This is a genomic window from Micromonospora sp. NPDC050417 (assembly GCF_044458865.1).
GTDB lineage: Bacteria > Actinomycetota > Actinomycetes > Mycobacteriales > Micromonosporaceae > Micromonospora_G.
Map to the genome: position 1 here is coordinate 77,798 of NZ_JBITIH010000028.1, position 13,526 is coordinate 91,323.

Sequence of the window (13,526 nt, forward strand, 5' to 3'; positions counted from 1 at the left end):
GCCGTGGAGCAGGCCAACGCGTTCCTCGACAAGCCCGCTGTGGCCCCCAACGGCAGGGGCCGCTCCAGTCGCCCCGGGTGGGTCGCGTGGACGAACCCGACAGTCAACGTTTGCCAGACGTTCGCCGCCCGTGCCCCGTCCTGGACGCGAATCACCCCCACCATCGGCCGGTGAGGCGCCCCTGGATCTTCGTGATCGCGATCGTCATCCTCGCCGCTGTCGGGGCCGGGATCGGATACCACCTTGCCGTACCCGAACGGCTGGACACGGTCCACGCTGTGGTCGGGTCGGAGAAGTCGGCGTTCTTCTCGGACCCGCGCGTGCAGGACGCCTTTGCCGGGCACGGACTCCGGGTGGAGGTCGACCCGCGCGGCTCGGGCGAGATGTCGACGACCGTGCCACTGGCACGGTACGACTTCGCCTTCCCCAGCAGCGAGCACGCCGCCGAGCGGGTACGCCAGATCCGCCCGGCCGTCGGCTCGTACGCCCCGATCGCCTCGCCGCTCGCGGTCGCGACCTTCACCCCGATCGTCGACCTGCTCGCCGCCCAGGGCGTCGTACGTCGGGCAGCCGAAGGCCACCAGGTGCTCGACCTGGCGAAGTTCCTCGACCTGGCGCGACGCGACGTGCGCTGGGATCAGCTTCCCGGCAACGTCATCTACCCGGCCCGGCGTGACATCCTGCTCAGCACCACCCATCCGAGCGACTCCGGTTCCGCCGCGAGCTACGCCTGGCTGGCGGCCCGGCAACTCGGCGACAACGGTTCCGCGGTCGACCAGGTGGTCCGGCTCTTCGCCGACCAGGGTGGCCTGGAGCGGTCCACCGAGGACCCGTTCCAGAGATACCTGACCCAGGCCCTGGACTTCGCCCCGTTGGTGCTCGCGTACGAGGCCCAGTACGTCGAGGCGGCCCGGAGCGGGCTCCTGCCCCGCAACGGCACCCTGCTGTATCTGTCGCCGACCGTACGCAGTGTCCACACCCTGGTCGCGTTCACCGGCCCCGGGGACGAGGTCGGCCGCCTCCTGAACACTGATGCCGGGCTCATCCGGCTCGCCGCCGAGCACGGCTTCCGTACCGCCGACGAGTCGCTCTCCGCGGCCGTGCTCGCCGGGCTCTCCGCCGGCGGGGCGGCGTTGCCCGGCCGGATCAGTGACGTGGTGGAACCGCCCGCACCGGCGGCCATCGAGTCGCTGCTCACCACGCTTGATGCACGTCTACGACCGTGACGACGAGGAGACGACGAGTGCGCCGTACCGCATATCTGACCCTGGTAGTGGTTGTGCTCGCCGCGATGGCCGGGTGCACCAGCCAGGCCCCGGGCAAGCCGTCCGAGAATTCGGAGGCACCGTACAAGCGCGGCTCGGGCGTGCTTCGGGTGCTGGCCGGCTCGGAACTGGCCGACCTGGGGCCGATTCTGGCGCAGGCCGAGGCCGCGACCGGGGTACGGGTGCAACTCACCGAGATCGGCACCCTCGACGGGATCGAGCGGGTGGTCTCCGGCGCCGCCGCAACCGACCAGGACGCGATCTGGTTCTCCAGCAACCGCTACCTGGAGTTGCACCCGAACGCCACCGGCAAGATCGACGTGAGCACCAAGGTGGCCAACTCCCCGGTGGTGCTCGGACTGCGCACCTCGGTGGCGCGACAACTGGGCTGGGACGTGCACCGACCGACCTGGAGCGAGATCGCCACCGCCGCCGGGGACGGCAGGTTCACGTATGGCATGACAAATCCGGCGGCGTCGAACTCCGGCTACTCCGCACTGGTGAGTGTCGCCGCCGCCCTCGCCGGTACCGGCCGGGCACTCGGTACGGCCGAGGTCAACGCGCTCACGCCTCGGCTCCGACCCTTCTTCTCCGGGCAGTCCCTCACCGCCGGTTCGTCCGGGTGGCTGGCAGACGCGTACGTCAAGCGGCAGGGCGGCGACGCCCCGGTGGACGGGCTGATCAACTACGAGTCGGTGCTCGTGTCGCTCAACCACGGCGGCAAGCTCGCCGAACCGCTGACCATCGTCCACCCCGCCGACGGCGTGGTCACCGCCGACTACCCACTCACGTTGCTCGCCGGCGCCTCCGAGCAGGCACGGACCAACTACACGGCGATCGCCGACTTCCTGCGCCGACCGAGCACCCAACGCCGCATCATGGAGACCACGTTCCGCCGGCCGGCCGTACCCGGCATCCCCCTCGCCGACGTCCTCGGTCCACTCGAAGGTGGTCTGGTCGAGCTGCCGTTCCCGTCCCGGTACGACGCGGCGACCGCGCTCGTCACCGGCTTCGGCGACGCACTACGCCGACCGGCGCGCACCATCTACCTGCTCGACGTCTCCGGTTCGATGCGCGGTGCCCGGCTGGACGGGCTCAAGTCCGCACTGCTCGGTCTCTCCGGCGTCGACACCTCGCTCTCCGGCGAGCTGACCCGGTTCAACGGCCGGGAACAGGTGATCCTGCTCCCGTTCAGCACCAGGCCGTCGGCACCGCGCAGGTTCGACGTACCGGAGACGAACCGGGAGCCGGCGCTCGACCGGATCCGGGGCGACGTACGCCAGTTGGCCGCCGAAGGCGACACCGCGGTCTACGACGCGCTCGTGAACGGTCTCGACCTGGCCCGCCAACTCGATGCGGCGGAACCCGGCCGGATCACCTCGGTCGTACTGCTCACCGACGGCGAGCGGACGGTCGGAAGGAGCTTCGCGGACTTCCGGTCCTACCACGACAAGCTGCCGGCGCGGGCGAAGGCCGTACCGGTGTTCGCTCTGCTGTTCGGCGAGGGCAACGTGGGCGAGATGACCGAGATCGCGGCGCTGACCGGCGGGCGTACGTTCGATGCGCGGACCGGTCCACTGGCGGCGGTCTTCAAGGAGATCCGCGGCTACCAGTGAGCGAGTCCGGGCCTCTGAGACACTCGACGATGCGGCCGAACGGTCAGGCGGTCTCGTCGTCGATCAGTCCGTACGGGAACCGATCGGGGTGCCGGGAGAACCGGACGATGATGCCGGCGGCGGCGGCCGGCGGTGGTGCGTTGTCCGCGATCACGATCTGCGCACCGCTGCCCCGACCCGCCAACCACTCCTCGATGTGCCGGTAGATCCGGTCGACGATCGCGCTGTCGGCCAGGTCTGCGGTGCCGTCACCGGTCTGGCCGAGGTTCTTCTGCGGGCTGTCCAACAACAGGAAACCGGGGTGCGAGGAACGCGTCTCCCAGGCGATCTCGAAGAGCGCCAGCTGCCACGCCAGCGCGATGAGCGTACGGCCGCCGGAGGACGCCGCAGTGTAGGGCAGATCGCGCATGTGCGGTGTGAGGTCGTCGGCGAGGAACGCGTCGGCGATCTTCGGGTAGCGCCACGCCTCCAGGATCTGCCGGTACCGGGAACCGACCCGCCGGATCACCGCCGACCGGTCGGTCCGCGACGACTGTCCGCCGATGCCGGCCAGTTCCTCACGCAGCGAGGAGAGCAGGGTCTCCTGGCGCTTGATACCCGCCGCGCGCCGCTCCAGGCTGTGGACCAGCCGCAGGCCACCGAGCGCGCGTTGCATCGCGGCGCTCGCCTCCTCCCGCCGGCGGGCGATCGCATCCCGCTGCCCCAGGTACGGTGTGACCGCGTGCGCGGTCACCGCGTCCACCTCCGCCGCGGCCCTGGCCTCGGCCTCCTGGGCGCGTTCGGCCGCCATCCGTAGCCGTGGCAGGTCCCGCTCCAGATGGGCGAGGTACTCGGTCAGCTCCTCCAGCCTCGCCTTGGCCGAGCGGAGTTCGGCGCCCACGTCGAGCGTCCCGGCCCCGTCGACGTCGGCGGGGTGCCCACCAAGGTCGAACCGGCACGCGCCGCACCGGCTCTCCGCACCCGTGCGCGGGGTGAGGCAGGAGGGGCAGACGCCGACCCGCATCGGCTCGAACAGGCGGTCCGCCTCGGCAAGCATGGTCAACTTGCTGACGTCCTCGGCGTAGGTCGCACGCAGGCTGGTCATCCGCTGCAACTGCGTCTCGCGGTCGCGCAACCGCGCCGCCGCGCGCCGGGCCTCACCGGCCGCCGCGTGGTGGCGCTCCCGCAGCTCGACGGCGAACGTGGTCCCCGCCCGCGCGTCCGCGTCGAGCGCGGCCATGGTGAGCGCGCAGTCGGACAACTCGGTCTTGGCGTTACGGTGCACCGCTTCCAGCTCGGACCTCCCGCCGAGCCGCTGTTCGTCCACCACCTGCTCGGCCACCTGGTAGGCGCCACGGGCCGTGGCGAGGTCGGCTTCGATCGCCCTGATCCGCCGGCCCAGCTCGACCGAATGATCGTCGTGTACGTCGAAGACGACGTCCACGACCTGCCGAAGCTTGAGGTGCTTCATCGGAACGCTCTCGAACAGCAGGTTCTTGTCGTCGAGCCGCTCGTTCGGCAGGAAGCACAGCCACATCAGGTCGCGGAAGCTGAGCGGATCGGTGTCGGCCTCCTCGGAGGCGAGCGTGCCGCGAAGTTGGACGCCCTCCAGCTTGCAGTGCGACAACAGCAGACGGGAGAGGCTGTCCGGGTGCCCGGCCGGCCGGACCGGGCGTCGTTCGGGTGGCGCGGCGCCGGGCTCGTCGAGCCGGCCGGCACAGACATAGGCGTACGCGGACGGTTGACCGACCGCCCGCTCGATCAGATAGGGCGAGCCGGATAGTTCGGCCTCCAGGGTGGCGGCACGCACCTTGGGCATGATCTCCGGGTGCTGCGGGTGATCGGCGGCGCCGAGGCAGTAGTCGATGAACTCCAGGATCGTCGTCTTGCCGGTGCTGAAGGCCCCGGCTATCACCGACAGCGGTCGGGGCGAGTCGTCTGGCTGGCGAAAGTCGACGTCGTACGCCCGATCTTCACCGTGCAACCGCAACCGTCGCAGCCTGATGCCCTGCACGCGGGAGCCGCTGCCGGATGCCCCTGGGTGAACGATCATGTCGCGTCCTTCGGGGAAGGGATTCGCCCCGTCGGATCGCTGGCGGACGGAGCGTCTGAGGCATGGTCATCATCGAGGAGATACGCCGGGTGCGGTTGCCGGCCCGGCTGGTCCAGGGGCATCGTGAGCCATTCCCGCAAGCCCGCGCGCAGTCTGCGGCCGCTGAGCCGGCGGGTCCGTCGGATCACGATCCGTGCGGCTGTCACGTACGACTGAGAATACATGGCGGTGAATTGGCTGGCCATGTGCGCGCCCTCCGGGGTCAGCCGGTATCTGACCCGGCCGGTGGCGGTGACGCTCACCAGCCCCTGCCCCACCAGGTCCGCCAGGTCACGGGCAAGCCGGAGCTGGCCGTTGACGAAGCGTTGTGCCGGGCTGGCGTAGGCGACCGCCCGGTCGTCGAAGCCGGCGAGCCGGAGGGTGAGCCGGTCCGGGTCGTCGCCCTGCCGGACCAGCAACAGTGGATGTGTCGCGAGAAAGTCGTAGATTCCGACCCGCTCGGCATCGACTCCGTCGCCGGTCGCCTCGGTGGCGACGGCGAGCAGGAGTACGAGCCGGGCGTGCCGGAACACGGCGACGTCGTCGGGGTTCACCTGGCCGCCCCTGCGGCTATGTCGCGCCAGTGCCGTACCCAGCCCGCCCGGCGCTCCTGTACGACCCGGTGCATCAGGCCGCAGCGGTGCACCGGTCCGGCGCGGAGCATGACCGGAAACGCCGTCGACTCGCGGATGTCCCGCATGACCTCGGCGTGCAGCCCGGCGAGCCTCGGGTCGACCGGCTGCCGCTGACACGCGGCGTTGAACCGGGCCTCCCAGATCCCGTGTACGACGCCGTCCGCCTCACCAAGGGCGTCTACCTCGACCGGCAGCGCCTTGTCCAGGACCTCCCGCGCCAGCAGTTCGGCGTTGAAGAACTCGCGCTTCGCCGCGTCCACCTCGACATGCCCCGCCGCGCGCAACTGCCGTACGAACAGTGCCCGGTCGAGGTCGGCGGTGACGTCCGGCTCGATGTCGCGCAGTGGCGTACGCGGCGTCTGCGCGGGCACGTACGGGTCGTAGAAATGCCGCCGTACGTGCGCGACATCCGGCTTGACGAGCAGATTGCGCAGCACCGCCTCGTGCCAGAGGTCGATCGCCACGCCGGTCTCCCGCTGCCGCCGCGCCCGCCATTTGTCCCACCACTGGGCGGTAGCCGGGTCCATGCTCGACGGCACACAGAGGATCCACTGATCCAGTTCGTAGCCGTTTCGTTTCGCCGCCGCCAACGCGGAGTCGAACGACTCCCGGATCTGCGCCTGACCGGCCCGGGTCACCGTCGGCCAGAAGTACTTCGACTGCCAGACGACCACGAGGCCGGACAACTCGCCGAGCAGAATGTCGATACCCCAGTCGCCGGGGTTCGCGGCGATGGCGCGGGCACCCGGATAGATCGCGGCGACCAACATCGCGAGCATCTGCTCGAAGTCGTCCCGCGCGCCGGCCAGGTTCCCGGCACGAAACTGGTGAGCCGCAAAGTTTATCGGAGGCTCACCGGAGGCGAGGCTCGTCGCCGCGGCAGTCGCACTCATCACCCCTCCAGCCTGCGGTGGAAGAATCTGCGACCCCTTGATCATTGTGTCCCACAATTATACTTACCGCAATGTTCCGGCTACGTGCTGCCGATTGTTCCCCGTTACTTCACCGGGCGTTCGTCGCCCAGGTTGTCGGTCAATCCCGATTGACAGTGTTCTACCCGGACACCTTGGACAGATCCAGGTCCGCGTAGATGGCCGCATGGTCGGATCCAGCGTGGACCTGCCGGGTCATGGTGTCGTAGATCGGCCACAACGTCCCCCGGCGGCCACCCCACACACCCTTACGGATGATTCCGCCACCGGTCGCGGCACCGTAGAGCGATGGTGAAAGCAGTACGTAGTCGAGCTTGTTCCGGGCCGTGCAGTAGCCGTACGTCCCGGGACGGCCGCCGTCGTCAAAATGGGGATGGGCCGAAATGTCACGCAGGTCGGTGCCGTACAACAGCGGAGCCAACGGGTCGCTCTCCGGTGTGTCGTTCAGGTCACCGAGGACCGCGACCAGTGGAGTCTGTCCGGTGACGAGTTCGCGATAGATCTCTGCGACCCGACCCGCCTGTCGGCGCCGCGTCGCGTCCGACGCCGCCTTTCCACCGTACCCCTTGCTCTTGAAATGATTGACCAGCACCACCAGCCGACGGCCGCCGGGCGTGCCGAAGTGGTATTCCGCGCAGTCACGGCTGAACACCCGACCCCTGCCGTCCACATCATCGACATGGCTGCGCTGCGCGATCAACGGATAGTCCCCCGTTGACATGATCCCGACGTTGATGCCGCGCTCGTCGTTCCCGTCGACGACCATGACGTGCGGGTACCGGATTCCGTCGCGCACCGCCAGGCCGCCGTCCGCGAACCTCTTCAACGCGAGACGGTTCTCGGCCTCGATCACGCCGAGAATATCGGCGCCGGTGTCGAGAATGACCCGGGCGGTGTTCGACAGCGCCAGTTCGTCGACCCGATCGGTGGTCAGCTCCACCCAACCGATCCAGTCCGCCCTGCCACCGGCCACCACCTCGACCCGTCCGTCACGGGACCGCTTCACCAGACGACCCCGGTTCTGACGCAGTCGGGCGAATCGTGCGGTGTCTCCGCGACGCAGACCGAGACGCTGCAACTCGCCGAGGATGCCGTCCTTGACCTCGGCCGTGTACGTCGGCTCCTCCAACAGCTCGCAGACCCGCTGGAACGCCTCCAGGACCGGCCGCCCGGCCGACCAGGTCCGCTGGTCGAGAGCGCGAGCACGGTTGAACAGGTTCTCGACGTTGTAGCTGGCGATGCGCACGTCCCACCTCCCACTGCGGCTGCCCGGCCACCACCGACGACGACCGGGCGATCGAGGTGATCCGATGTAGTTCCAGCGTATGGCCACGCTTCGCGCCTGACGACGGCCGGTCGCCGCCCGCCCCCAGATGTTCGGGTCATGTTGGGTGGCCGGTCGATTCCACTCGCCAGAGTGAGCCGACGAATCCAGCCACCCCGGAGGTAACACGTGTCCGAGCACCTGGTCAGCAGAAGACAACTCATGGCGGGCGCGGCCGCCTCGGTGGGCGCGGCAGTGCTGCCCGTCGCCGCCGCCGCCGGTCCGGCCGCCGCCCACGGTACGTCGACCGCCGCGCCGTTCAAGCTCGGTGTGGCCAGCGGCGATCCGCTACCGGACGCGGTCATCCTCTGGACCCGCCTCGTGCACGACCTCTACGACGCCAGTTCACTACGCCGGCCGGTCGAGGTGGCCTGGCAGGTGGCGCGCGACGAACGGTTCCGGCACGTGGTACGGCACGGCGTGACCCAGGCCCGGCCGGAACTCGGCCACTCGGTACACGTGGACGCACGCGGGCTGGAGCCCGGCCGGGAGTACTTCTACCGGTTCCGCGCCCTGGGCGAACTCAGCCCGGTCGGACGTACCCGCACCGCCCCGAGCCCGTGGGCCGACCCGTCCCGGCTGAACTTCGGTATCGTCAACTGCCAGGACTTCCAGAACGGCTACTGGCCGGCGTACTGGGGACTCGCTGACGAAGACCTCGACGTGGTGCTGCACCTCGGCGACTACATCTACGAGTACGACCCGCGCAGCGCGTTCGCCGACCGTGCACACGTCGCCCCGCAGACCCCGGGCCTCGACCAACTGAGCACGTTGAGCGACTACCGCAACCGGCACGCCCAGTACAAGACCGACCCGGCCCTACAAGCCGCGCACGCCGCCTCTGCCTGGATCGTGACCTGGGACGACCACGAGACCGAGAACAACTACGCGGGCCACCTCGACGAGATCGACGACACCGGGGCCGCCCGGCAGACCCCCAAGCAGTTCGCCAGGCAGCGCGCCAACGCGTACCAGGCGTACTACGAGCACATGCCGATCCGGGCCGACCTGCGACCGGGCAGCGCCGACCTGCGGATCTTCCGCCGGTTCGACTTCGGCCGGTTGGCCCGGTTCAACGTCCTGGACACCCGGCAGTACCGATCCGACCAGCCCGGCGGGTTCCCGGGTGACTTCGGGCCGGAGGGCGCCGGTCCGACGAACACGGCGGGCACCCTGACCGGCGAGGACCAGGAACGTTGGCTCAACCAGGGACTGCTACGGTCCTCGGCGCGATGGAACGTCGTCGCCCAGCAGGTCATGATGAGCCGGATCCGGTTCCCCAACCCGGCCCTGGTGCCGCCGACGATGTCCAACCTCGACCAGTGGGACGGGTACGCGCCACAACGTGACCGCCTGCTCGGGCTGCTGGCCGCCGGACGGGTGAGTAATCCGGTCGTGCTCGCCGGCGACATCCACTCGACCTGGATGAGCGACCTGAAGCTCGACTTCGACGACCCGGCCTCACCGAGCGTGGCGGTCGAGTTCGTGGCCACGTCGATCAGCTCGGACTTCCCGGCCGCCTTCGACGCCCCGATCAAGGCGACGAACCCGTTGCTCAACCCGCACGTACGCTACTTCGACGGGTCGCGCCGCGGCTATCTGCGCGTCCGCGTGGACCGGCAGGTGTGGCGCACCGACGTCCGCGTGGTCGACACCATCGCGGTACGCAGAACGCCCGTCTACACGAGCGCGTCGTACGCGGTCGAATCCGGGCGCCCGAACATCGTCGCCGCCTGACGGGTCGCCAACACATCGGCCCGCCGCCCGGTACGGCACGGGCTCATCGCACCTGGTTGGCACGTGCTCGGGCCTCGGGCGCGACCGACCGGCGCCGTACGGCTTTCCGCCCCGGTCTTCGGGCCGGGGCGGTTTGCCGTGGCGCCGGGTCACCGCACACCTGGCCACGTACTCCCGTGACAGCCGGGAAGCGGCGCGGTTGCGAGCACCCCAACCTCGGCGGCCGGCGACCCATGCGATCGTCACGCGTACTGCCGTGGAGCCTCGGTAGCCTTCGCCGATGAGCACGCTTGACGAGCTCATCGACTGCATCGACGACCCGGAGGACGACGGCACCCAGACCTACCAAATCGTGGATAAACTGGTAGCCGCAGGAGATCTGAGCCTGATCCCCGCCCTCACATCTCAGCTCGGTCGCTTCCTTGACGATGGGAACTTCTACGGGCGTGACGTGATCGCGGACGTCCTGGCAGGGCTAGCGGCCTCGAAGCGCTCCCGATGCTGGTCCGCGCCTCGGCCGCGCGACCTGGGCGACGATCAGGACTCACTTGGCGCCACAATTGTCGACCTGGTCGAAATGGCTCGCGCAGACGCACATCCGGTCCTTGACGCGCTCCTCGCCGACGAGGATGACGCCGTCGGCCGGATCGCAACCGAGCTGAGGAACTATCTAGGGAACCGCTTGCGACGAGTCGACGCCCAGAAAACGTAAGGCGATCGAGCTGCTGCGGCGGTCCCGGCTGCGCCTAGCCTGCTGGCGGCCTCCGGCCTGGACCGCCGCGCTTGCGCGGCACCTTGCTGCTAACGCGGCTGGGACGGATCTAGCGTAGGTTTGGGCTGCCTCGGAGCACGACTCGTCCCGGGTGCCTTAGGCCTGAGACTTCCACCGAACCCAAGGGCCAATTCCCACCGCGAGTACCGCCAGCGATCTACCCGATGCAACGTGCTCAAAGCCGAGTAGGACTGACCATAAGACATGATATTGTACCCGACTCCATGTCGACGAAGCCCTTTCCAGACACCTGATGAACGCGGACGCCCACCGGGACGAGCTGATCAAGGAGACCCTGTGACCATACTGGACCTCGATGAGGCAGTGAAGGTCGCGTGAGCCTCGTCATCGACGACCTCGCGGCCCTGCCGCCCGGGATTGAGATCGTCGCGGTTGGTTTCAGCCGCGCTCTGCTCTCCGACCTCGGGGCGCTGGTTCCCGCCCGTTCCGTGCTGGTGCTCGAGGAGCCCGACGTCATCGCGGCACGTCGAGTGGAGGCCATCATCGACTCCTTCACCTGTGCCGGAGCCCTCCTCCCTGCCCCGACGCAGGACGAGGACGGCGCACTACGGTTCGCGGCCACCCTTAACCGCCCGGACGGAGTGCGGGCAGTCGTGCCGGCCGTCGAGTACGGCGTCGTCGTCGCGGCAGCGCTCGCGGCTGCCTGGGGCCTCCCGGGCGCCGGCGTCGCGGCGGCCGAGACCCTCCGGGACAAGGCGAGGCTCCGCGCCGCAGTTGGTGGCGACGTCCCCCAGCCTGACTGGCTCGTCGTCAGCACTGCGGAGGATATCGACCAGTTTCGAGCGAAGCACGAAGGCCGGTGCGTGCTCAAGCCCACGAACCGTCAGGCAAGCCTCGGGGTGCACATCATGAGTCCGGAGGCCGACGCCGCGACCGTGCTCGCGGCCGTGGCTGGCGCGGACGAACCCAAGTTGCGCGCTTCCACGCTACGCAGGGGTACGTTCCTCGTGGAGTCCGTGCTCGACGGCCCCGAGATCAGCCACGAGGCCCTCGTCCTCGACGGTCGCGTCGTTTTCGCGAACACAACGGCAAAGCAGGTGCGCCCCGGGGCCCGCCCGGTGGAGACAGGGCACCTCGTCCCCGGACCGCTCCCGGCCCGCACGGCTAATGCCGTGGAAGCCGCGGTCGGGCGATTCGTCGCTGCCATCGGGTACCGGACCGGCGTCCTGCACTCCGAGTGGATCCTCGTCGACGGACAGCCTCACCTCGTAGAGTGCGCTGGCAGGCTCCCCGGTGACCACATCGACGTTCTCATCGACTTGGCCTACCCCGGAAGCCTACTCTCGGACTACCTCGCCATCCTTTCCCGACACTCCGCACCTGGTCGACGACAGGCAACCGCGACGGCTGCGATCAGGTTTCTCGACCTGCCCGGTGGCGTCGTCGAGGCCGTCGATGGCGTCGACGACGCCACCGTTCTTGAAGATGTCGTCGAGGTGGAGGTCGATGTGATGCCCGGGGACAGGGTCCGATCGCTCGCCAGCTCGTGGGACCGCGTCGGGCACGTCATTGTGCGCAGCGTCGACGCTGCCGGGGCGTCGGCTGCCGTCGATGCCGCCCTTGAGAAGATCAATGTCAAGGTGACGGCAGACGGATGAGCGCACGCGACACGATCTCCCGCCTATGTACCGGCGTCCGGGACATGCCCGGTGCAATGCGGGCGTTCCTCCTGGTGGCGATGGTGGACTCCGTCGGCACAGGCGTCTTTCTCGCGGGCGCCGTCGTCTACTACGTCCGGTATATCGGCCTTGCGCCCGAGGTGGTCTCGTCGGGTCTCGCCGCAGCAGGCCTTGTCGCCCTCGTCACGACAATCCCGCTCGGGACACTCGGCGACCGCTTCGGCACCCGGCGGACGCTCGTCACCCTCCAAGCCTGCCGAGCTGTGTTCTTCGGCGGGCTCGTTCTCGTCGACTCCCCTGCGGAGTTCATAGTCCTCATCAGCCTCCAGGCTGCTGCCGAAGGAGCCGTCCCGGCCATGACGCAGGCGTTCGTCGCGTCGCTCGTGGGAGAGTCTGAACGCGTGCGGACGATGGCGCTGATGAGATCGATCCGCAACGCCGGGTTCTCCGTCGGGGCGCTCCTTGCCGCAAGCCTGGTCACGGCATCGACGTCTGCCGGCTACGAGGCGATCGTCTTTGTTAACGCCGCAAGCTTCGCCGTCACCGCGGTCACCATCGCGTGCCTGCGGTTGCCGCGCCAGGAGCCCGTCATGACCCGGGAAAGGGTCAGTGTCCTCAAGGCGCTCACGTCGTTCCGTGACTGGTGGTACGCCGCCCTCACCGTCGTGCACGGCATCCTCGCCATGCACATGACGCTGCTCAGCGTTGTCGTTCCCCTTTGGATCCTCGAGCGGACCGATGCACCCGCGGCGACGGTCTCGGTCGTGGTGACTGTGAACGCCGTCGTGGCCATCGTGCTTCAGGTTCCCTTCTCGCGGGGGACCGAGGACCTACCTGGCGGTATCCGGGCCTCCAGTTGGGCGGGACTCGCCCTCGCCCTGATGTGCGTGCCGCTCGCCCTGGCGGCCGGCGTCGGCCAGCTGACCGCGGTTGGGCTGTTGCTGCTCGGCGCCCTTGCCCTGACGGCCGGGGAACTCTGGCAGTCGGCGGGGGGTTGGTCACTCTCGTACGAGCTCGCACCGCCCGACCGGCGCGTGCAGTACCTTGCCGTGTTCAGTACGGGCATCGGCGTCCAGGACGTCATCGGGCCGCTGCTTATCGTTCCCCTAGTGCTACAGCTTGGCTCTCTCGGCTGGGCAGTTCTCGCCGGCGTCTTCCTCCTCGCGTCACTCGTCGTCGGCCCGGTGGCCTCCAAGACGGCAGATTCGCGTCCAATCCCCACCGAAAACGAAGGAGTGAAAGCATAAAACCGCGTCCACCCGATACCGGGCTCGCCACGGTTCGGTGACGTTCTGCACGTTCCGTCAAGAAAACGGACCCGAAAACCGTCGTGTTCTCAGGAGGTGGCGCGCGGTGCTTGGGCCTCGACGGGCGCAACTCCTTCCACACCCCGGGGGTGCTACGGGAACCAGTCCGCCGGACGGCATGCATCGAAAGACCTAGTAGTGCTTTGTCACGTTTTGGTTAAGGCTAGTGGTGATAGGTGAATCAGCCTCGTTGACACCACTATGGACGAGGTTGAGGTGCGCCGTCT

The 13,526-nt window shown here is 68.8% G+C and carries 10 protein-coding genes; 6 read left to right on the top strand and 4 right to left on the bottom strand.

Going from position 1 to position 13,526, the window contains the following annotated elements; genetic code table 11:
• Positions 1-170 precede the first annotated feature (170 nt).
• Both ACIBF5_RS28680 and ACIBF5_RS28685 read left to right on the top strand, forming a co-directional pair.
• Complete coding sequence (locus ACIBF5_RS28680) at positions 171-1,226, top strand: hypothetical protein (RefSeq protein ID WP_396816011.1); 1,056 nt, start codon at positions 171-173, stop codon at positions 1,224-1,226.
• A gap of 17 nt (positions 1,227-1,243) precedes the next feature.
• Entirely contained in the window at positions 1,244-2,881 is a 1,638-nt protein-coding gene (locus ACIBF5_RS28685; RefSeq protein WP_396816012.1) for a substrate-binding domain-containing protein, read from the top strand.
• A 43-nt stretch (positions 2,882-2,924) separates the two neighbouring features.
• Here ACIBF5_RS28685 and ACIBF5_RS28690 read toward each other — a convergent pair whose 3' ends face one another.
• The 4 genes from ACIBF5_RS28690 to ACIBF5_RS28705 form a co-directional block, all read right to left on the bottom strand.
• Entirely contained in the window at positions 2,925-4,913 is a 1,989-nt protein-coding gene (locus ACIBF5_RS28690) for a DNA recombination protein RecN (RefSeq protein WP_396816013.1), read from the bottom strand.
• Positions 4,910-5,506: a hypothetical protein gene (locus tag ACIBF5_RS28695; protein ID WP_396816014.1), complete on the bottom strand. Its 597-nt coding sequence runs from the start codon at positions 5,504-5,506 to the stop codon at positions 4,910-4,912. The genes ACIBF5_RS28690 and ACIBF5_RS28695 overlap by 4 nt, the downstream gene beginning before the upstream one ends.
• Complete coding sequence (locus ACIBF5_RS28700) at positions 5,503-6,480, bottom strand: hypothetical protein (protein WP_396816015.1); 978 nt, start codon at positions 6,478-6,480, stop codon at positions 5,503-5,505. The genes ACIBF5_RS28695 and ACIBF5_RS28700 overlap by 4 nt, the downstream gene beginning before the upstream one ends.
• A 160-nt stretch (positions 6,481-6,640) precedes the next feature.
• Positions 6,641-7,765: an endonuclease/exonuclease/phosphatase family protein gene (locus ACIBF5_RS28705; protein ID WP_396816016.1), complete on the bottom strand. Its 1,125-nt coding sequence runs from the start codon at positions 7,763-7,765 to the stop codon at positions 6,641-6,643.
• 207 nt (positions 7,766-7,972) lie between these two features.
• On the opposite strand from ACIBF5_RS28705, the gene ACIBF5_RS28710 reads away from it, so the two are divergent.
• From ACIBF5_RS28710 to ACIBF5_RS28725, 4 genes are all read left to right on the top strand, one after another.
• Positions 7,973-9,580 (top strand): alkaline phosphatase D family protein, encoded by a 1,608-nt coding sequence (locus tag ACIBF5_RS28710; protein WP_396816017.1) that lies wholly within the window; start codon positions 7,973-7,975, stop codon positions 9,578-9,580.
• Positions 9,581-9,860: 280 nt separating this feature from the next.
• The gene (locus tag ACIBF5_RS28715; RefSeq protein ID WP_396816018.1) at positions 9,861-10,292 is read left to right on the top strand and encodes a hypothetical protein; all 432 of its coding nucleotides are present in this window, start codon (positions 9,861-9,863) and stop codon (positions 10,290-10,292) included.
• A gap of 395 nt (positions 10,293-10,687) precedes the next feature.
• Positions 10,688-11,971 (top strand): ATP-grasp domain-containing protein, encoded by a 1,284-nt coding sequence (locus tag ACIBF5_RS28720; RefSeq protein WP_396816019.1) that lies wholly within the window; start codon positions 10,688-10,690, stop codon positions 11,969-11,971.
• Complete coding sequence (locus tag ACIBF5_RS28725; protein WP_396816020.1) at positions 11,968-13,239, top strand: MFS transporter; 1,272 nt, start codon at positions 11,968-11,970, stop codon at positions 13,237-13,239. The genes ACIBF5_RS28720 and ACIBF5_RS28725 overlap by 4 nt, the downstream gene beginning before the upstream one ends.
• The last annotated feature ends 287 nt before the right edge of the window (positions 13,240-13,526 follow it).

Bases quoted from the DNA above. Each gene is read 5' to 3' on its own strand.
- ACIBF5_RS28715 (WP_396816018.1), top strand. From the start codon at position 9,861: ATGAGCACGCTTGACGAGCTCATCGACTGCATCGACGACCCGGAGGAC.
- ACIBF5_RS28700 (WP_396816015.1), bottom strand. From the start codon at position 6,480: ATGAGTGCGACTGCCGCGGCGACGAGCCTCGCCTCCGGTGAGCCTCCG.
- ACIBF5_RS28725 (WP_396816020.1), top strand. From the start codon at position 11,968: ATGAGCGCACGCGACACGATCTCCCGCCTATGTACCGGCGTCCGGGAC.
- ACIBF5_RS28690 (WP_396816013.1), bottom strand. From the start codon at position 4,913: ATGATCGTTCACCCAGGGGCATCCGGCAGCGGCTCCCGCGTGCAGGGC.